The sequence below is a fragment of the Nonomuraea rhodomycinica genome (assembly GCF_013363995.1).
GTDB classification, from domain to species: domain Bacteria; phylum Actinomycetota; class Actinomycetes; order Streptosporangiales; family Streptosporangiaceae; genus Nonomuraea; species Nonomuraea rhodomycinica.
The window spans coordinates 14,369-32,112 of record NZ_JABWGO010000006.1 but is presented as its reverse complement, the minus strand read 5'-3'; the positions used below and the strand labels follow the sequence as shown (position 1 = coordinate 32,112).

Sequence of the window (17,744 nt, the reverse complement as noted above, 5' to 3'; positions counted from 1 at the left end):
CGATTCTGCCCCGCGTCCCGGGGCGGGGCGGTCAGGCGGTGGCCGGCACCGTGCGGCGTACCCTCGCCCCGATCAGCCGCGTGGCCAGCAGCGCCAGGCCGGTGCCCGCGAGCGCGAGCACGCCGGAGAGCATCACCCCGGCCCGGGGGCCGCCGAGGTCGGACAGCCAGCCGACCAGCGTGGCGCCGAGCGGCGCGCCGCCGGTGAAGACCAACATGTAGATGCCCATGACCCGGCCGCGCATCTCCGGCGAGGAGGCGAGCTGGACGCTGGCGTTGGCGGCCGTGTTGACCGTGATGAGCGCGACGCCCGTGGGGACGAGCAGCAGCAGGTACAGCGGGTAGAACGGCGCGAGCCCGGTGGCGACCTGGAACAGGCCGAACCCGATCGCGCCCGCCATCAGCACCTTGCGCGACGGCCGCGACCTGCGGGCCGCCAGCAGCGCGCCGCCGAGCGCGCCGACCGCGAACATGCTGGACGCCAGGCCGAACGAGGACGCCCCCGCGGCGAAGACCTCGCGCGCCATGAGCGCGATCGACATCGAGAACGCCTGCGAGAACATCGACACGAACCCGATCAGCAGCACCGGCATGAGGAGCTCCTCGCGCTCCACCACGTACCGCAGCCCCTCGCGGAGCTGGCCCTTGGCCCTCGGCACCGGCTCGGACAGGTGCAGCTCCGACTTGCGCATGAAGACCAGGCTGGAGATCACCCCGGCGAAGGTCAGCGCGTTGATGAGGAACAGCGGGCCCGTGCCGCCCAGCACGAAGATCAGCACACCGGCGATGGCCGGGCCGACCACGCGGGCCAGGTTGAAGGAGGAGCTGTTGAGCGCGATCGCGTTGGACAGGTCGCGCCGGCCGACCATCTCGACGACGAACGCCTGCCGGGTCGGCACCTCCACGCAGGAGATCACGCCGAGCGTGAACGCCATCACGTACACGTGCCACACCTCGGCGGAGCCCGTCACCGTGAGCAGGCCGAGGGTGAGCGCGAGCAGGGCCATCAGCGACTGCGCGACGATGAGGATGGGCCGCTTGGGGTAGCGGTCGGCCAGCACGCCGCCGAAGAGGCCGAAGAAGAGCATGGGGAGGAACTGCAGGGCGGTCGCCGTTCCCAGCGCCGCCGCGCTGCCGTGGGTGAGCTCCAGGACCAGCCAGTCCTGGGCCGTGCGCTGCAGCCAGCCGCCGACGTTGGAGACGGCGCCACCGGCCACGAACATGCGGTAGTTGCGAATCCTGAGCGACCGGAACATTCCGGTCCCGGGTTGTTCGGGCTCTATATCCTGCTGAGCTTCTCCAGGATCGGCGCCGCCTGCCTGAGGATCGACCGCTCCTCGGGTGTCAGCTCCTTCAGCCGCTGCGTCAGCCACGCCTCCTTGCGGCGGCGCTCCTCCTTCAGCAGCTTCTGGGCGGGTTCGGTCACGGTCACGCTCACCTGGCGCCGGTCGGTCGGGTGCGGCGTGCGCGAGACCAGTCCGCGCTCCTCTAGCGCGGCGATCACGCGCGTCATCGAGGGCGGCTGGACCTTCTCCAGCTCGGCGAGCTCGCCGGGCGTGATCCCAGAGTGTCGCTCCACGGCGGCGAGGGTCGCGAACTGGGTGGGTGTCAGGGTGTGCGCCGCCGCCTGCCGGCGCAGTCGTCGGGTCAGTCGGGCGAGCGACACGCGCAGGGCCGATGCCAAGCCCGCGTCGCTGCGCAGATCTGCTTGCTGCTGGGTTTTGGTTACCACGTCTCATTACCTTTGCTAACTATAGGGCAAACCACGATATTTCCCCAACTCACGAGTTATCTCACCCCTTGATACACCGAGGCCGCCCCCCTTGCGAGGGGCGGCCTCATGGCTGGTCAGCTGGGCAAATGGTACGTCCTCAGACCCCCAGCAGCGCCCGGATCGGGCCGAGCGCGAAGTAGAGCAGGAACATGGCCGACACGACCCACATGAGGGGGTGGATCTCCCTGGCCTTGCCCCGCACCACCTTGATCAGCACGTAGCTGACGAAGCCCGCGCCGACGCCGTTCGAGATCGAGTACGTGAACGGCATGACGACGATCGTGAGGAAGGCGGGGATGGCCAGCTCGTAGTCGGAGAAGTCGATCTCGCGGACCGACGTCATCATGAGGAAGCCCACCACGACCAGCGCGGGGGTGGCGGCCTCGTAGGGGACGACCGCCACGAGCGGGGCGAAGAAGATCGCCACCAGGAACAGCAGGCCGGTGACGACGCTGGCCAGGCCGGTCCGGGCGCCCTCGCCGACGCCCGCGGCCGACTCGATGTAGGTGGTGTTGGACGACACCGAACCGGCGCCGCCCGCCGCCGCGCCGAGCGAGTCGACGAGCAGGATCTCGCGGGTGCGGGGCAGCACGCCGTCCTCGCCGACCAGGCCGGCCTGCCGGCCCACGCCGACCATCGTGCCCATCGTGTCGAAGAAGTCGGTGATGAGCAGGGTGAAGACGAGCAGCGCGACGAGCAGCACCGAGACGCGGCTGAACGCGCCGAAGGGGTCGAACTCGGTGAAGAGCGTGAGCGGGTTGTGGAAGTCGAAGAGCGTCTTGGGCATGGTGGGCACGTTGAGCTGCCAGCCGCCCGGGTTCTCGGCCGACGCCTGGCCCGCCTTGGCCAGCGCCTCCACGATCACGGCCAGCACGGTGGTGCCGACGATGCCGATGAGGATCGCGCCCTTGACCTTGCGGGCCACCAGCGCGGCCGTCGCCAGCAGGCCCACCACGAACACGAGGATCGGCCACGAGGTGAGCGCGCCGCCGATGCCCATCTCCAGCGGCGGCCCCACGGCGACCCGGCGCACGAAGCCCGCGTCCACGAAGCCGATCAACGCGATGAACAGGCCGATGCCCACGCTGATGGCCGTCTTGAGCTGGGCCGGGATCGCGTTGAAGACCGCCACCCGGAAGCCGGTCAGCACGAGCACGGCGATGATGACGCCTTCGAGGAAGACCAGGCCCATGGCCTCCTCCCAGCTCATCACCCCGGCGATGTTGAAGGTGACGAAGGTGTTCAGCCCGAGCCCGGCCGCCATGGCGAACGGCACGCGGCCCACGACGCCCATGAGGATCGTCATGACGCCCGCGACGAACGCCGTCCCGGCCGCGACGAGCGCCACGTTCGGCGCCGACCCGTCGCCGATGAACTGCTTCTCGACGTCCTGGCCGTTGGCGATGATGATCGGGTTCAGCACGACGATGTAGGCCATCGTGAAGAACGTGGCCAGCCCGCCGCGGATCTCGCGGGAGACGGTCGAACCTCGTGCGGAGATTGCGAAGAATCTGTCAATAGCGGTAGTTCTGTCACTCACGGGCGAAGAGTGGCAGCAGTCGCGTTCCGGTAAAAGTGCTGGTGATCGGATCGAGACCGGATTGGAAGCTAGGCTGGACCCGTGAAGCAGGAGTGGCACCCCGACCCCGAGCCGATCGAGACCAACGACACCGCGACCGTCGCCGTGGGCACCGGCCTGTGGGCGCTGGCGCTCGTCGTCCTCCTCGTGCTGCGTCCCGATCCGGCCCACATGTGGTGGGTCTGGACGTGCGTCGCCGGCGTCGTCCTCGGCCTGATGGGGCTCTGGTACGTCCACCGGCGGGCCTCCCGGAGCTGACATCCGCGGCCCCCGGGGCTGACATTCGTCATGTCCCGGCCGTCCCCGAAGTCACCCCGAAGAGCTGTTTCCGGGCACTACCTGGGCGAGATCGGCAAGACCATGCTGATGGGCATGAAGAAGACCGCCCTCGTCTCCGCCCTCTGCCTGACCGCCCTCGCCGGATGCGCGGGCCCGACCGGGGCCGCCACCGCCTCGACCACCGCGACGACCACCGCGACGGCTTCCGGGGCCGGGCAGGGCGGCGGCGCGATCTCCTGGAAGACCTGCACCGGCCTCACGGGCCCCGACGGCAAGCCCCTCACCGCCGATCCGACCCTCCAGTGCGGCACGCTCGCCGTACCCCTCGACTACTCCCGGCCCGGCGGCGAGCGCATCGACCTCGCGCTGATCCGGATCAAGGCCACCGGCGACCGGCTCGGCTCCCTCGTCTTCAACTTCGGCGGCCCCGGCGGCTCCGGCGTCGACACGCTGGCCATGTCCGCCCGGGCGTTCGCCGCCCTCGGCACCCGCTACGACCTGGTCAGCTTCGACCCGCGCGGCGTCGAGCGCAGCGCCGGCGTCCGCTGCGGCGGTGACGTCGAGGCCATCCTCGCCGCGATGGACGGCGCGGGCGGCGACAAGGCGGTCCGGAAGTACGTGGCCGCCTGCCGCAAGGACTCGGGCAAGGTGCTGGCGCACGTCGGCACGGTCGACGCCGCCCGCGACATGGACCGGATCCGCGCCGCGCTCGGCGAGGCCAAGCTCAACTACTTCGGGCTGTCGTACGGCACGCAGCTCGGCGCCGTCTACGCCACCCACTTCCCCAAGAACACCGGCCGGTTCGTCCTGGACGCCGCCTATGACCCCAGCGGCACGTTCGCCGACCGGGCCGTCATCCAGGCGACCGGGTTCGCGACGTCCTTCGCCGCCTTCGCCAAGGACTGCGTCGCCAAGGGCTGCGACCTCGGCCAGGACCCCGCCACGGTGAAGAAGACCGTGGAGGCGTTCGTGGCCGGCCTGCGGGACAAGCCGCTCAAGGTCGGCGAGCGCACGCTCACCCACGCGCTGGGCCAGCTCGGCGTCATCACCCCGCTGTACGCCAAGGCCACGTGGCCGGCGCTGGAGCAGGCCGTCGCCGCCGCCGTGAAGGGCGACGGCGCCATGCTCCTCGCGTTCGCCGACATCTACACCGGACGGCGCGCCGACGGCACGTACGCCACCACGCTCACCAGCATGCAGGCCATCACCTGCGCGGACTCCTCCGAGCGGCCCACGCCCGCCCAGGCCGCCGCGGTCAACCGGAAGGTCAAGAAGATCTTTCCCGTCCTGGCCATGAACGGCACGGTCCCGCCGTGCGCCCACTGGCCGGTGCCCGGGGACGACCGGGCCAAGCACATCGACGCCACCGGCTCTGCGCCCATCATGGTGGTGGGCGCCAAGGGTGACCCGGCCACGCCGTACCGGTGGGCGGTGAGCCTGACGGCCCGCCTGCGGACGGGCTCGCTGCTCACCTACGAGGGCGAGGGGCACGGCTCCTACCTCAGCGGCAGCGCCTGCGTCGCGCAGCACGTCAACACGTACCTGCTGACGGGCAAGCTCCCCGCCCGCGACACGAGCTGCCCCGCCGCCTGACCTCCTGGGTCCTCGCATCGGCCGGTGAGCGCGCATGCCGCAGCTCACCGGCCGATGCTCACGTGTCCGTGGTTCGCCGGACCGGCGAACAAGATCACCCGGATCGGGGATGACCGGCCCGATCGCCGCCTACATCCCGTGGGTGCCGACGACGATGCTGCTGTCCCTCGCCGGCATCTCCCGGTCGCCGGAATCCGTGAGCTTGGTGCCCATCGGCGCGTTCGGTCACGCCGCCAAGACGTGGGTGATGAGCACGGCCGCCTCCTGGTGGTCCGGGCTCGCCGTGGTGGGCCTGGTGGTCATGGTCTTCTGAGGGCCGGTCGCCCTGCTGGCGGCCGGTGCGAGCACAAGGGCGGACCCGAGGGCGCCCCGGGCGGGCCGGGGCGCCCGGACGGGTCAGGACAGGTCGGCCTCGGCGAGCAGGAGGGGGACGGCGGACGGGTCGCGCAGGAGGGCGGCGACCGCGAGCCGGTCGTTCCACTGCCCCGTCGCCCAGGCCAGCCCGCGCGCCAGCCCCTCGACCCCGGTGCAGTGCACCATGCCCTCGTAGTAACGCCACGTGCAGGCCATCCCGTCGACCAGCAGCTTGTCGTGCTCCACGTACGTGTCGGGCGCCGTGGGCAGCAGGGAGCGCACCTCGGGCGGCACCGGGCGGGTCTCGCCCTCGGAGGTGACCTCCCCGCTGGTGAGCTCGCCCGCGAGCGGCAGGTCGAGCAGCTCCGACAGCGACTCGGCCAGGTCGTACGGGGCCAGCACCAGGGGACGGTCGGTGACGAGCTGGAGCAGGTCGGGCGCCTCCACCACCACGGCGTCGTCGGCGGCGGCCACCACGATGTCACCGCGCAGCACCGCGCGCACCCGCGAGGGCGGCGCGACCCGCGCCGGGTCGACCGTCGCCAGGGCCATCCACAGCGCCCGCAACTGGGCCCGGTCGACCTCGACGGACGCGTCGGCCATCAGGTCGAGCAGCTCCTCCGGGCCGCCGTGGGAGGCGAGCAGCTCGGCGAGCGTGGTGCGCACCCCGAGCATGGCCAGGGCGCCCTCGTCGAGCCCGGCCGGCGCGTCGGCGTACAGGCCCTGGAGCAGCGGGTCGGCGCCGGGCAGCCGCAGCTCGCGCGGGCGCCGCCCGCCCAGCACGGGATGGTGGGACAGCCACCACGCGGTGTAGGACGGCACCTCGACGCCCTCGACGCGCAGCGGGTGGAGCGCGGCCCGCAGCGGCGGCCTGGCCAGCAGCGCCAGCGCGGCCGGCCAGTCGGCGACCAGCTCCAGATCGCGCACCGCCGTGAACTCCGGCACGACCGGCGGCACGTCGAGGTCGGGCAGCAGGTCGAGGACGTGGTCGAGCCAGTCGTCCTCGCCGTCGAGGTCGTGGTCGCAGTCGTCGTGGTCGAGCAGCACGTCGGCGTCGTGGACCACGGCGAACCCGTCGAGCACCCCCACGGCGGCCAGCACGCGCGCGCCGTAGGTCTCCTCCAGCTCGGCCGCGACCACGCCGAGGTGGCCGCCGGGCTCGACGAGCCGGGCCAGCGCCCCGTCGGCCAGCATGAGCTCGCCCGCGGGGTACAGCTCGCCGTCGGTGGCGGGCAGCGCCAGCTCGGCCAGCCACGGGGCCTCGCCGGGCGCCAGGCCGCCGGCCTCGACGAGCGACAGCACCGCCCGGGCCACCGGCTCGGGGTCGGGGCTGTCGAGCGACTGGGAGACGGCCTCCCGGGTGAGCGGGTCCTCCAGGATCGTGCGCGGCGTGGCCTCGGCGGCGCCGAGCCGCAGCAGCGCGGGGTGCGCGGCGTCGGGGTGGACGATGCGCAGGCCCAGCGGCGTCAGGTCCAGCCCCGCGCCCTCCGCGAGACCCCCGCGACCGGACACACCGGCGCCGCCCGCGGAAGCCCCACGCGGGACATCGGCGCCGCCCGAGGAGGCGCCGCCCGAGATCCCGGCGCCGCCCGCGGAGGCGCCGCGCGAGACGCCGCCGTCGCCGGAGGCGCCGAGGTCGAGGATGAGGGTGCCGCGCGGGCCGCGCACCAGGCGGCCGTCGGCCAGCGGCACCGGCAGCGCGCCGAGCGACTCGGGGTCGTCGGCGGGCAGCACGTCGTACAGGGAGCGCCACCACGACGGCTCGCGCCCCTCCACGGCCTCGCCCGACAGCAGGTCGACGACCTCGGCCAGCTCCACCCGGCGCACGCCGAGCGAGGCCATGGCCGGGTGCCGGGCGGGCCAGCCCGCGGGCAGCAGGCCGGGCACGAAGTCGGCGACGGCCGCCAGCAGCTCGCCGGAGCCCGCCACCACGGCGGCCTCGCGGCCCGCGACCACCCAGCCGTCGCCCTGGCGCTCCGGCGCCGGGTGCTCGACCCGCCACTCGGCGTCGGGCTCGTAGACCTCGGCGTCGGCGAACGACGGCGTCTGCACGGCGGGCGCGGGCGCGGACAGGGCGGGCAGCAGCGGCGTGCCGGGCAGCCTGCGCAGGATGGCCCGGCGGATGCGGGCGTCGAGCTCGCCCTTGCCCATGAGCGCGGGCACGAGGTCGAGCAGCGCGGGCGTGCGCGGCAGCTCCTGGAGCAGCCGGACGTAGGCGTCGGCGGCCCGCTCGATGAGGAAGTCGGTCAGCGGCCCCTTGGCGACGTGGCGCCGGTCGGTGGCCATCGGGAACGAGGCGATGAGCAGCGCCGGCAGGTCGAGCGGCTCGTCGCTGGGCGTCGGCGCGTGGACCACGGGCGGCACGGCGCCGGGCAGCGGCCTCGGCTCCCCCACGCCACCCGCCCCGGTCCCGGAGCCGTCCGGGGCCGCCACGGGCACGGCCCAGCGGACCGACCAGTACGGCCGGGCGCGCTCCTCGGTGGGCCGGTCGGCGAACAGCTCGGCCACCTGCTCCGGCCCGAAGTCGCCCTCGTCGGACACGACGTGCCATCCGCCGGCGGCCACCGTGCGGGTCGCGCCCTCGACGTCGATCTCGATGGCGGTCAGCGCGGGCATGCCCAGCGGCAGCGCCGGGCTGGTCTCCTCCAGCATGCGGCGTACGGCCGCGACGGCCGCCTCGTCGCGCAGCGGGAGGCGGACGAGCGTGTCGAAGCCCTCCGGCACCTCCAGCGGCTCGGCGGCGAACGGCAGACGCAGCAGGGGCACGTGACCCGAGCGGGACGCCAGCTCGCCGGCCAGCGCGGGCGTGCCGGACACCAGGGCGGTCGTCTCGGCCCGCGACCAGCGGACGGACTGCGCCCCGCGGGAGCCGACGGACGGCTCGTCGCACACCGACACCACCGCGGCGAACCCGACGCCGAACCGGCCCGCGGTGCCCGTCTCGCCGCGCTTGCCGGAGACCCGCAGCGTGGACAGGCTCTCCACGCCGGTCGCGTCGAGCGGGGCGCCGGTGTTGGCGGCGGTCAGCACGCCGTCGCGCAGGGTCAGCCGGAGCACCCCCGGCACGCCGGCGCGCAGGGCCGCGTCGGCGGCGTTCTGGGCGAGCTCGACGATCAGCCGGTCACGGTAGCCGCCGAGGGCGAAGTCCTCCTCGGCGTTGGCGTCCTCGCGGAAGCGGGCGGGCGAGGCCGTCCAGGCGGCGAGCACGGCGGCCCGCATCCGGTCGGTGCCGAAGGTGTCGGTCATGGATCACGATCCTGGTTGGGAGTAGGGGGCCACCGTAGGTTAGCGGCCCTCACCGACACTCCCGGTCCCGTGGACGATCACGGGACCGGAGCCGCCGGGACGGCTCAGGAGGGGCCGGGCTCCGCGGGGGCCGGCTCGCCGGCCGGGCCCTGCTCGCCCTGCTCCTCCTCGATCAGGTCGTAGCCGAGGTCGTCGAGGATCGGCGTGGCCTGCTCGACCGGCGGCGGCATGACCGCCGCCTCGGAGTGGGCCCCGCACCCGTGGTCGGCGGCCACCACCTTGCCGTCGTCGGGGGCGTACTCATTCGCGCAGACCCCGAACATGTGCCGGAGCCCACCCGCGAGCAGCCAGTAGAACCCGCAGGTGGAGCACTGCGCGGGAGCGGCGTGTGCGATCGGAGTGTGCGGCCCGTGCTCGCCCGAGTGCCAGCGCCTGGCAGCCCGGTCCTTGCCGATGGCCGAGAGCACACGTGCCCGGCCCAGGCCGTACTCGAAAACCATCTGGCGGTCGACGTCTTCGTCGGTCTCGGCGAAACCCGGCTCCAGCCGGTCGTCGTCGTCCGGGGTCGGCAGCAGGTCGCCCACGCCGAGGTCGCCGGGGCGCAGGCGCTCGCTCCACGGCAGCCACTCGGGCGCCAGCAGGGCCCCCGAGCCGGGCAGCAGGACGGCCTCGCTCACCGTGACCTTCTTCGCGCGGGAGGCGCGGGTGACGGTGACCGCCCAGCGCCAGCCCCGGTAGGCGCGGTCGAGGCAGGCGAAGTAGTGAGTGACGACCCGGTCACCCTCGGCCTCGAAACCGAGGTGCTCGCCCGGCTCGCCGGGGTGCGCGAGCTCCTCCGCGGCGGCGCGAGCCAGGTCGACCGCGGCGACGCAGGCCTGGTCGGGGGCGGAGACGCGAGTCCGGGTGCGGCTCATCGGACCGCCTCCGCCGAAAGGTGCTGTTCGCTCACACTTCATTCTCACCCATGACCGGACCTGAAGGTGCCGACTGCGCGGATCTCCCCCGCCTTCGCCCGGCTCCGCGGCCGGGCCGACCCGGCTCCCGTACGGGCCATGCGGGCAATTCGGCAAAAGATGTCGATACATCCGGAAGACCCAACGGTGAACAGTGATCGCCCGGCAGCCGACGTCCATCGGGTATGACTGGTAACCGTGGAGGGTGGCTGGGACAGGGCGCGGCGGGTCTCGCGGCGCGTCGGCCGCGGGATGGCCGGCGCGGGCCGCGCCACCGCGCGCGCCGGTCGGGCCACCGCCTCCGGAACCGCCAGGGCCGCCCGGGCCACCGGACGCGGCGTCAGGTTCGCCGGCCTGGCCGCCGCGGGCGGCGTGCGCGGGGCCGGACGGGCCACCAGACGCCTCACCCACGCGGGCGGCGCGGGCCGCACGGGCCTCGGCCGCCTGATCGAGCTGACCGCCGGCCACGGCGCGGGCGACGCGCTGGTCACGGTGGCGCTGGCCAGCACGGTCTTCTTCGGGGTGCCGGTGGGCGAGGCGCGCGGGCCCGTGGCGCTGTACCTGCTCATCACGATGCTGCCGTTCGCCCTGCTCGCGCCGTTCGTGGGGCCCATCCTCGACCGGTTCCGGTCGGGCCGCCGCTACGTCATGGCCGGCACGCTGTTCGGCCGGGGGCTGCTGTGCTTCGCGATGGCCGCCGCCGTGGGGCCGGGCGACGTGGTGACGCTGTTCGGCGGGGCGCTCGGGGTGCTCGTGCTGTCCAAGGCGTACAACGTGTCGCGGGCGGCGATCATGCCGAGCGTGCTGCCCGCCGACATCACGCTGGTGTCGGCCAACGCCCGGGTCGCGCTGTTCTCGCTGGTCTCGGCGGGCGCGGTGGTGCCCGTCGGCGCGGGGCTGTCCGCCTGGCTGGGCAGCGCGGCCGTGCTGCGCGTGGCGATGGTGGTGTTCCTGCTGGCGGGCGTCTCGGCCGTACGGCTGCCGCGCCACGTCGACTCGCCCGACCTGGAGGAGGCGGACGGCGAGCCGGGCGGCCCGCCGAAGTGGCGCACGCTGCTCCAGGTGGGACCGGCCGTGGCCGAGGCGGTCTGGGCGAACGTGGCGCTCCGCCTGTTCTCCGGCTTCCTGCTGTTCTTCCTGCTCTTCCTCGTCCAGGACGGCGGCGTGCCGTGGCTGGCCGAGCGCGAGCCGTTCTTCGACGTGCCGAAGACGATCGCGCTGCTCGCGCTGGCGGCCGGGCTCGGCGGCCTGCTCGGCGCGGTGGCCGCGAACTGGGCGCGGCGGCGGGCGCCGCAGGTCATCGTGCTCATCACGCTGGCCGTCACCTGCGTCACCACGATCGTGAGCGCCGCCCTGTTCGGGCTGTGGACCGCCGTGGCGATCTCGCTGGTCACCGGGTTCGCCCAGGAGCTGGGCAAGCTGGCACTCGACGCGATCGTGCAGCGGGAGATCGGCGAGGAGGTGCGCTCGTCCACGTTCGGCGTGGTCGAGGCGCTGCTCCAGCTCGCGTGGGTGTTCGGCGGGCTGGTGGGGCTGCTGCTGTCTCTGTCGGAGAGCAGCGTGGCGGGGTTCGCCACGCTGGGGGCGGCGCTGACCGCCACGCTCGGCTGGCTGGCCGTACGGCGGCGCCGCCGGATCCGCGCCGTGGACGAGCGGATCGGGGCGCGCACCGGCCCGCCGGACGACCGCCCGGACCCGGCGCATGAGCCCGCCCACGGCCCGGACCCGGCGCACGAGCCCGCCCACCGCCCGGACCCGGCGCATGAGCCCGCCCACCGCCCCGACGCCGCCTATGAGCCGGCCCGTCCCGAACCCGGCGACCTGGACACGACTCTGGAGCGCACCAAGCCGCTGACCAACCCTCACGGTTGAGCGGGCAGCCCCCCGCAAACCCTTCCGGGGTCAGGCGTCGAGGTCGTCGGCCACCGCCCGCAGCACCTGCGCGATCTTCTTGGCGTGGGCCGCGTCGGGGTGCTTGCCCCGCTGGTAGGACGTCGAGACGCCGTCGAGGAGCTTGATCAGGTCCTCGACGATGACCACCATCTCGTCCGGCTTCTTGCGCTTGCCCTTGGGCTTGGCCTTCGCGAGCGTCGGCGGCTGGTCGAGGATCCTGACGGACAGTGCCTGTTGACCGCGCCGGCCCTCCGCGACGCCGAACTCCACCTTCTGGCCGGGCTTGAGCGGCCCGGCGCCGGGGGGCAGCGCGGAGGAATGCACGAACACCTCACCGCCGTCGTCACGGGTGAGGAAGCCGAACCCCTTGTCGGCGTCGTACCACTTGACCTTGCCACTCGGCACAGGAGGGACCTCGTTCGAACCGTCGTAAAGGATGAATGGATGTAGGTTATGCCCCGGAGCGCGCCAGAGCGACCGGGTAATTACGGAGCAATTACACGAGTTCGTCGTGGGGGCGCCAGCCCATGAACCAGGCGGCGAATTCGGTCAGGTCTCCCAGCGCCACATCGGCTCCGTGATCACGCAACTCCTCCACCGTGTAGGGGCCGGTCGCCACCGTCACGCTGACGGCGCCGCCCGCCCGCGCCGCCTCGATGTCGGCGACATGGTCACCAACATAGGCGGCGGCGCCGAAGCGCGCGAGAGCCGTTCCCTTGGCCGCTCCGAACAGCGATCCGACGACCTCGTCCACCTCGAACCCGAGGGAGTTCACCGTCCGCACCGCGTCGTGGACGTTCTTGCCGGTCACGACGATGACCCGGCCGCCGCGGGCCCGTACGGCCGCGATCGCCTCGCGCGCCCCGGTCATCGAGGTGGTCATGGGAACGGCCACCCGCGGATAGATCTCCCGGAACAGCGTCGCCACCGCCGGGATCTCCTCGGCCGGGAACCAGTTGGCCAGCTCCGCCTCCAGCGGCGGCCCGAGCCGGCGCACGACGGCGTCGCTGTCGATGGGCACGCCCACCCGCGCCGACAGCTCGTCGAAGACGGCCGCGATACCGGAGCGCGTATCCGCCAAAGTCAGGTCCAGATCGAAACCCACGGAAGTCATCACACGCTGCAGGATGCCAAACACCGCAGAGTTACCCATAACCGGCCTTGTTGTGCCACGGTGGGAATGGGCGGAAACGCCATTGACTTATCGGGGCGACAACCGCGTACGGACGCCTTGGGAACCACCTCGCGGCCCGTGACCGCACGGCTGCTCCGGGCCGCGACGGGCCGCGACGGGCTGTGACGACTACGCTCCTCACGGAGGTGTCACCGAGGACATGACCAGATCGCCAGCCGCCGCGGCCGGGAGCGGGCCGGCCAGGGCCGGGGGCCGCCCCGCAGTGAGCACGCGTGAGCGGATCATCGACGAGGCGCTGCGCCTGTTCGCCGAGCGCGGTTACGCGGCCACGTCGGTGGCCGAGATCGAGGCCGCCTCGGGGCTGTCCCCCGGCGCCGGCGGGCTCTACCGCCACTTCAGGTCCAAGTACGAGGTGCTCGCCGCGGCCATCAACGAGCACGCCGCGCGCACCCGCACCCAGGTGGCCGACAGCCTGGCCGAGCTGGGCGACATGGAGGGCTCCGTCGAGCTGGAGACGCGGCTGACCCGGCTGTGCCGGGCCGGGCTGGCGAAGGTGCGCGAGGAGTCCGAGCTGACCCGGGTGTTCTTCCGCGACCTCAGCCAGTTCCCCGAGCTGGTGGCGGTGGTGCGCGAGGGGCTGCTCCAGCCCATGTTCGACGCCATCACCACGTGGTTCTCCACGCAGCCGGAGTACCGCGACGCGGACGTCGACTGGAGCGGCATCGCTGCCGTGCTCGGCGGCGCCGTGGTCCACTACCGGATGTTCCAGGAGACGGTCGGCGACGCGCCGGGGCACGCCGACAAGGATCGGTTCGTCGCGGCCTGGGTGCGCCTCGCGCTCGGCCTGCTGCCCGCCCCGGCGCGGCTCGGCTGACCCACGCGGCCACGTCCGCGGCCACGGCGGCGCGATCTGGTGGACATACCATGGCATCAATGGAGTTCACCGAGTGGATCAGGGCCCGCAGCGACGCGCAGCTGCGGGCGCTCGTGTCCGCGCGCCCCGAGCTGATCACCCCGGTCCCCGCGCACCTGGAGGGCCTGGCCGCGCGGGCCGGCAGCCCGTCGGCGATCGGCCGGGCCCTCGACCGGCTCGACCGCTTCACCCTGGCCGTCGTCGAGACGCTGGCCGTGCAGGACGGGCCCGCGCCGCGGGAGACGCTGGCCGACCTGGTCGGACGCGCGCTCGCCGCCGGTGAGCCCGAGCCGGCGCTCGGCGCCGCGCTCGACCGGCTGCGTGACCTCGCCCTCGTGTACGGCCCCGACGACGCGCTCGACCTGGCCCCCGGAGTGCGCAAGGCGCTCGACGACCCGGCCGGGCTGGGGCCGACCGTCGCCGAGGTCTTCCGCCACCACCCGCCCGAGCAGCTCGACGAGCTGGCCGACGACATCGCGCCCGGCACCACCGGCTCGGGCAAGGAGCGGCTGGCCGCGGCTCTCGCCGAGCCGGCCAAGCTCCTGGAGGAGGTCTCCGGCGAGGCCAGGGCGGCGCTCGACCAGCTCGCCTGGGGCCCGGCGACGGGCCGGGTGCCCAACGCCCGCCGCGAGGTGCGGATCGGGTCGGCCCGCTCCCCCATCGAGCAACTGCTCGCCCGCGGGCTGCTGGCCGCCACCGGCGAGGAGAGCGTGACGCTGCCCCGCGAGGTCGGCCTGCACCTGCGCGGCGGCCGCGTCCACCGCGACCTGCTGGCCGAGCCGCCCGCCCTGGAGGGCACGGCGCGCGAGCAGGGGCTGGCCGACCGCACCGCGGCCGGCCAGGCGTTCGCGTTCGTCCGGGTGGTGGAGGAGCTGTGCGAGCGCTGGAGCTTCGAGCCGCCCGGTGTGCTGCGCACCGGCGGGCTCGGCGTGCGCGACATGAAGCGCGTCACCACCGAGCTGGACGTGCCCGAGTGGGCGGCGGCGCTGGCGGTGGAGGTGGCGCACGCGGCCGGGCTCGTCGCCCAGGGCGGCGGCGTCGACGGCGAGTGGCTGCCGACCACCGGCTACGACCTGTGGCGGGTCCGGTCGACGGCCGACCGGTGGGTGACGCTCGCGCTCACCTGGCTGACCATGGACCGCGTGCCCGGCCTGGTCGGTGAGCGCGACGAGCGCGACCGGCCGCTCAACGCCCTGCACCCCGACCTGCGCCGGACGGCCGCGCCGGTGGTGCGGGCGGCGGCGCTCGGCGTGCTCGCCTCGGCGCCCGGCCTCGCGCCGTCCCGGGCGTCGGTGCTCGACCGGATGGCCTGGGAGCAGCCGCGCCGCAGGGGGCCGCTGCGGGAGCAGCTCGTCGAGTTCGCGCTGCGCGAGGCCGAGCAGGTGGGTGTGACCGGTCTCGGCGTGCTGTCCGGGCACGGCCGCGCCCTGATGGCCGCCGCGGGGATCGGCCCGGGCGCCGAGGAGAGCGCCGGGACTCACAAGGGGAAGGCGTCGGGCTCGAAGGGGACGAAGGGCGCTGCGGCGAAGGCGGCGGCCGGCGATCCCGCCGCCGTGCTCGCGCCCCTGCTGCCCGAGCCCGTCGACCACGTCCTGCTCCAGGCCGACCTCACGGCCGTCGCGCCCGGCCCGCTGACCAGCGAGCTCAACCGCTGGATGACGCTGGCCGCCGACGTCGAGTCCAAGGGCGGCGCGACCGTCTACCGGTTCAGCGACGCGTCGGTCCGGCGCGCCCTCGACGCCGGGCAGGGCGCCGACGAGCTGCTGGCGGCACTGGAGCGCCACTCCGCGACACCGGTGCCGCAGGCGCTGTCGTACCTGGTCGCCGACGTGGCGCGGCGCCACGGCCGCATCCGGGTCGGCACGGCCAGCGCGTACATCCGCTGCGACGACCCGGCGCTGCTTGACCAGATCACCGCCGACCGCCGCTCCGCCTCGCTGCGGCTGCGCCGGCTCGCGCCGACCGTCATCGCCTCGCGCACCTCGCGGGCCGCGCTGGTCGACTCGCTGCGCGCCATGGGGTACGCGCCGGTCGCCGAGTCGCTCGACGGCGACGTGATCGTCTCCCGGCTGGACGGCCGGCGCTCGGAGGGCCCGGCGCAGACCCGGTCCGTGCCGGCCTCCAACGGCCTGGACCCCGAGGTGGCGGCGGCGGCCGTGCGCGCGCTGCGGGCCGGCGACGCCGCGCACCTGGCCCGCCGCGAGCCGGTCGCCGCGCCGGGCGGCGCGATCCCGCGCGGCCCCGCGACGAGCACCATCACCGCCCTCCAGGACGCCATCAAGCAGGGTGTACGGGTGTGGATCGGCTACCTCGACTCCCAGGGCAACGCCACGTCCCGCATCCTCGAACCCGCCCGGATGGAGGGCGGCTACCTGACCGCGTACGACGAGACGAGGGCGGCCGTCCACCGCTTCGCCCTGCACCGCATCACCGGAGTGGCCGGGCTGTCCTGACGACCCCGGCGGCGGATCACCGGAGTGGCCCGGCTGTCCTGACAACCCTTGACGGCGGGTCATGATCGCGCGAGGTTGGACCCGTGGGAGAGCTGACGCTGGGCAGGCTGGCCGAGGAGGCGTGGGAGCGGTTCGACGACCACGACGCGGTGTTCTACGACGGCGTCTGGCACCGCGGTCACGCGCTGGCCGAGCGCGCCCGCCGGGTGTGCGGCGGGCTCGTCGAGGCGGGCGTCCGGCCGGGCGACCGGGTCGCGGTGATGATGGCCAACTCGCCCGACGTGGGTGTCGTCTACCAGGCGCTGTGGGCGGCGGGCGCGGTCGTGACGCCCGTGGTGTTCCTCGTGGGCGCCGCCGAGCTGCGGCACATCCTGGCCGACAGCGGCGCCTCGGCCATCGTGACCTCGCCCGAGCTGCTGCCGGTCGTGGAGGAGGCCGGGGCGGGGATCCGCGTGTTCGTCGACACCGCCGAGCTGGAACGGGCCGACGAGCACGGCCCGGTGCCGCGCGACCCCGGCGACCTGGCCGCGCTCATGTACACCGGCGGCACCACCGGCACGGCCAAGGGCGTCATGCTCAGCCACCGCGGGCTGTGGCAGGTGGGCAAGGACGCCTTCGAGCTGTCCCACCAGGAGGGGCTGGACCGGGCCATCGTGCCGGTGCCGCTCTCCCACGCGTACGGGCTGATCGTCACCGTGGCCGGGATGCACGCGACGACGCCGCAGCAGGCGGTGCTGATGCGCTGGTTCGACCCCAAGGCGTTCCTGTCGCTGGCGGCGGAGCAGCGCGTCCGCTACGGCACGATCGTGCCGGCGATGCTGCACATGCTGCTCGCCGAGCCGCTGGAGGAGCACCCGCTGCCCGACCTCGCGTTCCTCACCTGCGGGGCGGCGCCGCTGGGCCGGGACGCGCTGGAGGAGTTCGAGCGCCGGATGCCCGGCACGCAGATCCTGGAGGGCTACGGGCTGACCGAGACCAGCGCGGTCACCACGTTCAACCCGCCGGGCCGGCGCCGGGTGGGCAGCGTGGGCCTGCCGCTGGCCGGCTACCGGGTCACGATCCGCGAGTCCTCCGGCGAGGAGGCGGAGTGCGGCGACGTGGGGGAGATCTGCGTGCGCGGCGAGTCGCTGATGCTGGGCTACTGGGGTGACCACGAGTCCGACCCGGGCGGCACGGCGCTGGTGGACGGCGAGCTGCGCACGGGCGACATCGGCTGCGTGGACGACGACGGTTATCTCTACGTCGTGGACCGGAAGAAGGACCTGATCATCCGGGGCGGCTTCAACGTCTTCCCGCGCGACGTGGAGGACGCGCTGAACGAGCACCCCGACGTGGTCATGTCCGGCGTGGTGGGCCGGCCCGACCCCCGCCTGGGCGAGGAGGTCGTGGCGTTCGTGCAGCTCATGCCGGACCGCACGGTGACCGCCGACGAGCTGATCGCGTGGGCTCGGGAGCGCGTCGGACGGGTGAAGTACCCGCGCGAGGTGGTGTTCGTGGACGCGATCCCGGTGACGAGTGTGCTCAAGCTCGACCGCAAGGCCCTGCGCGCCCGCCTCCGCTGATCGCACCCGGC

Annotated in this window: 14 protein-coding genes; 7 read left to right on the top strand and 7 right to left on the bottom strand. The window is 73.9% G+C overall.

Features of this window, described 5'->3' with window-relative positions; genetic code table 11:
* Positions 1 to 31: 31 nt before the first annotated feature.
* The 3 genes from HT134_RS24140 to HT134_RS24130 all read right to left on the bottom strand — a co-directional run bounded on the left by HT134_RS24140 (position 32) and on the right by HT134_RS24130 (position 3,313).
* The gene (locus HT134_RS24140; protein ID WP_376768108.1) at positions 32 to 1,222 is read right to left on the bottom strand and encodes an MFS transporter; all 1,191 of its coding nucleotides are present in this window, start codon (positions 1,220 to 1,222) and stop codon (positions 32 to 34) included.
* Positions 1,223 to 1,278: 56 nt separating this feature from the next.
* The gene (locus HT134_RS24135) at positions 1,279 to 1,731 is read right to left on the bottom strand and encodes a MarR family winged helix-turn-helix transcriptional regulator (protein WP_175602738.1); all 453 of its coding nucleotides are present in this window, start codon (positions 1,729 to 1,731) and stop codon (positions 1,279 to 1,281) included.
* A gap of 139 nt (positions 1,732 to 1,870) precedes the next feature.
* Complete coding sequence (locus HT134_RS24130) at positions 1,871 to 3,313, bottom strand: NCS2 family permease (RefSeq protein WP_312888380.1); 1,443 nt, start codon at positions 3,311 to 3,313, stop codon at positions 1,871 to 1,873.
* A gap of 81 nt (positions 3,314 to 3,394) precedes the next feature.
* Between HT134_RS24130 and HT134_RS24125 the strand changes: the two genes are divergently transcribed.
* The 3 genes from HT134_RS24125 to HT134_RS24115 all read left to right on the top strand — a co-directional run bounded on the left by HT134_RS24125 (position 3,395) and on the right by HT134_RS24115 (position 5,537).
* Positions 3,395 to 3,610, top strand: coding sequence for a DUF2530 domain-containing protein (locus HT134_RS24125; protein ID WP_175594880.1), 216 nt, complete (start codon positions 3,395 to 3,397; stop codon positions 3,608 to 3,610).
* Positions 3,611 to 3,724: 114 nt separating this feature from the next.
* Entirely contained in the window at positions 3,725 to 5,224 is a 1,500-nt protein-coding gene (locus HT134_RS24120) for an alpha/beta hydrolase (RefSeq protein WP_246365260.1), read from the top strand.
* Positions 5,225 to 5,333: 109 nt separating this feature from the next.
* Positions 5,334 to 5,537, top strand: a complete 204-nt coding sequence (locus tag HT134_RS24115; RefSeq protein ID WP_175602737.1) for a hypothetical protein — start codon at positions 5,334 to 5,336, stop codon at positions 5,535 to 5,537.
* An 83-nt stretch (positions 5,538 to 5,620) separates the two neighbouring features.
* Here the strand turns inward: HT134_RS24115 and HT134_RS45900 are convergent, their stop codons facing one another.
* Positions 5,621 to 8,824 (bottom strand): sacsin N-terminal ATP-binding-like domain-containing protein, encoded by a 3,204-nt coding sequence (locus HT134_RS45900; RefSeq protein ID WP_175602736.1) that lies wholly within the window; start codon positions 8,822 to 8,824, stop codon positions 5,621 to 5,623.
* 104 nt (positions 8,825 to 8,928) lie between these two features.
* Positions 8,929 to 9,738, bottom strand: coding sequence for a DUF3027 domain-containing protein (locus HT134_RS24105; protein WP_175602735.1), 810 nt, complete (start codon positions 9,736 to 9,738; stop codon positions 8,929 to 8,931).
* 237 nt (positions 9,739 to 9,975) lie between these two features.
* Here HT134_RS24105 and HT134_RS24100 point away from each other — a divergent pair, with 237 nt between their 5' ends.
* A complete protein-coding gene (locus tag HT134_RS24100) occupies positions 9,976 to 11,649 on the top strand; it encodes an MFS transporter (protein ID WP_312888379.1) in 1,674 nt (557 codons plus the stop codon).
* A 30-nt stretch (positions 11,650 to 11,679) separates the two neighbouring features.
* Here the strand turns inward: HT134_RS24100 and HT134_RS24095 are convergent, their stop codons facing one another.
* Together HT134_RS24095 and HT134_RS24090 are read right to left on the bottom strand one after the other, a co-directional pair.
* Positions 11,680 to 12,075, bottom strand: coding sequence for a cold-shock protein (locus tag HT134_RS24095; RefSeq protein ID WP_175602734.1), 396 nt, complete (start codon positions 12,073 to 12,075; stop codon positions 11,680 to 11,682).
* Positions 12,076 to 12,166: 91 nt separating this feature from the next.
* Complete coding sequence (locus HT134_RS24090) at positions 12,167 to 12,784, bottom strand: HAD family hydrolase (protein ID WP_175603078.1); 618 nt, start codon at positions 12,782 to 12,784, stop codon at positions 12,167 to 12,169.
* A gap of 220 nt (positions 12,785 to 13,004) precedes the next feature.
* Here HT134_RS24090 and HT134_RS24085 point away from each other — a divergent pair, with 220 nt between their 5' ends.
* The 3 genes from HT134_RS24085 to HT134_RS24075 all read left to right on the top strand — a co-directional run bounded on the left by HT134_RS24085 (position 13,005) and on the right by HT134_RS24075 (position 17,733).
* Entirely contained in the window at positions 13,005 to 13,679 is a 675-nt protein-coding gene (locus tag HT134_RS24085) for a TetR/AcrR family transcriptional regulator (protein ID WP_175602733.1), read from the top strand.
* A gap of 59 nt (positions 13,680 to 13,738) precedes the next feature.
* A complete protein-coding gene (locus HT134_RS24080; RefSeq protein ID WP_175602732.1) occupies positions 13,739 to 16,171 on the top strand; it encodes a helicase C-terminal domain-containing protein in 2,433 nt (810 codons plus the stop codon).
* 83 nt (positions 16,172 to 16,254) lie between these two features.
* Positions 16,255 to 17,733: an AMP-binding protein gene (locus tag HT134_RS24075; RefSeq protein ID WP_175602731.1), complete on the top strand. Its 1,479-nt coding sequence runs from the start codon at positions 16,255 to 16,257 to the stop codon at positions 17,731 to 17,733.
* The last annotated feature ends 11 nt before the right edge of the window (positions 17,734 to 17,744 follow it).

Excerpts from the sequence above, each read along its gene's own strand:
- HT134_RS24140 (WP_376768108.1), bottom strand. The coding sequence starts at position 1,222 with ATGTTCGTGGCCGGTGGCGCCGTCTCCAACGTCGGCGGCTGGCTGCAG.
- HT134_RS24120 (WP_246365260.1), top strand. The coding sequence starts at position 3,725 with ATGAAGAAGACCGCCCTCGTCTCCGCCCTCTGCCTGACCGCCCTCGCC.
- HT134_RS24115 (WP_175602737.1), top strand. The coding sequence starts at position 5,334 with ATGACCGGCCCGATCGCCGCCTACATCCCGTGGGTGCCGACGACGATG.
- HT134_RS45900 (WP_175602736.1), bottom strand. The coding sequence starts at position 8,824 with ATGACCGACACCTTCGGCACCGACCGGATGCGGGCCGCCGTGCTCGCC.
- HT134_RS24105 (WP_175602735.1), bottom strand. The coding sequence starts at position 9,738 with ATGAGCCGCACCCGGACTCGCGTCTCCGCCCCCGACCAGGCCTGCGTC.
- HT134_RS24090 (WP_175603078.1), bottom strand. The coding sequence starts at position 12,784 with ATGACTTCCGTGGGTTTCGATCTGGACCTGACTTTGGCGGATACGCGC.
- HT134_RS24085 (WP_175602733.1), top strand. The coding sequence starts at position 13,005 with ATGACCAGATCGCCAGCCGCCGCGGCCGGGAGCGGGCCGGCCAGGGCC.
- HT134_RS24080 (WP_175602732.1), top strand. The coding sequence starts at position 13,739 with ATGGAGTTCACCGAGTGGATCAGGGCCCGCAGCGACGCGCAGCTGCGG.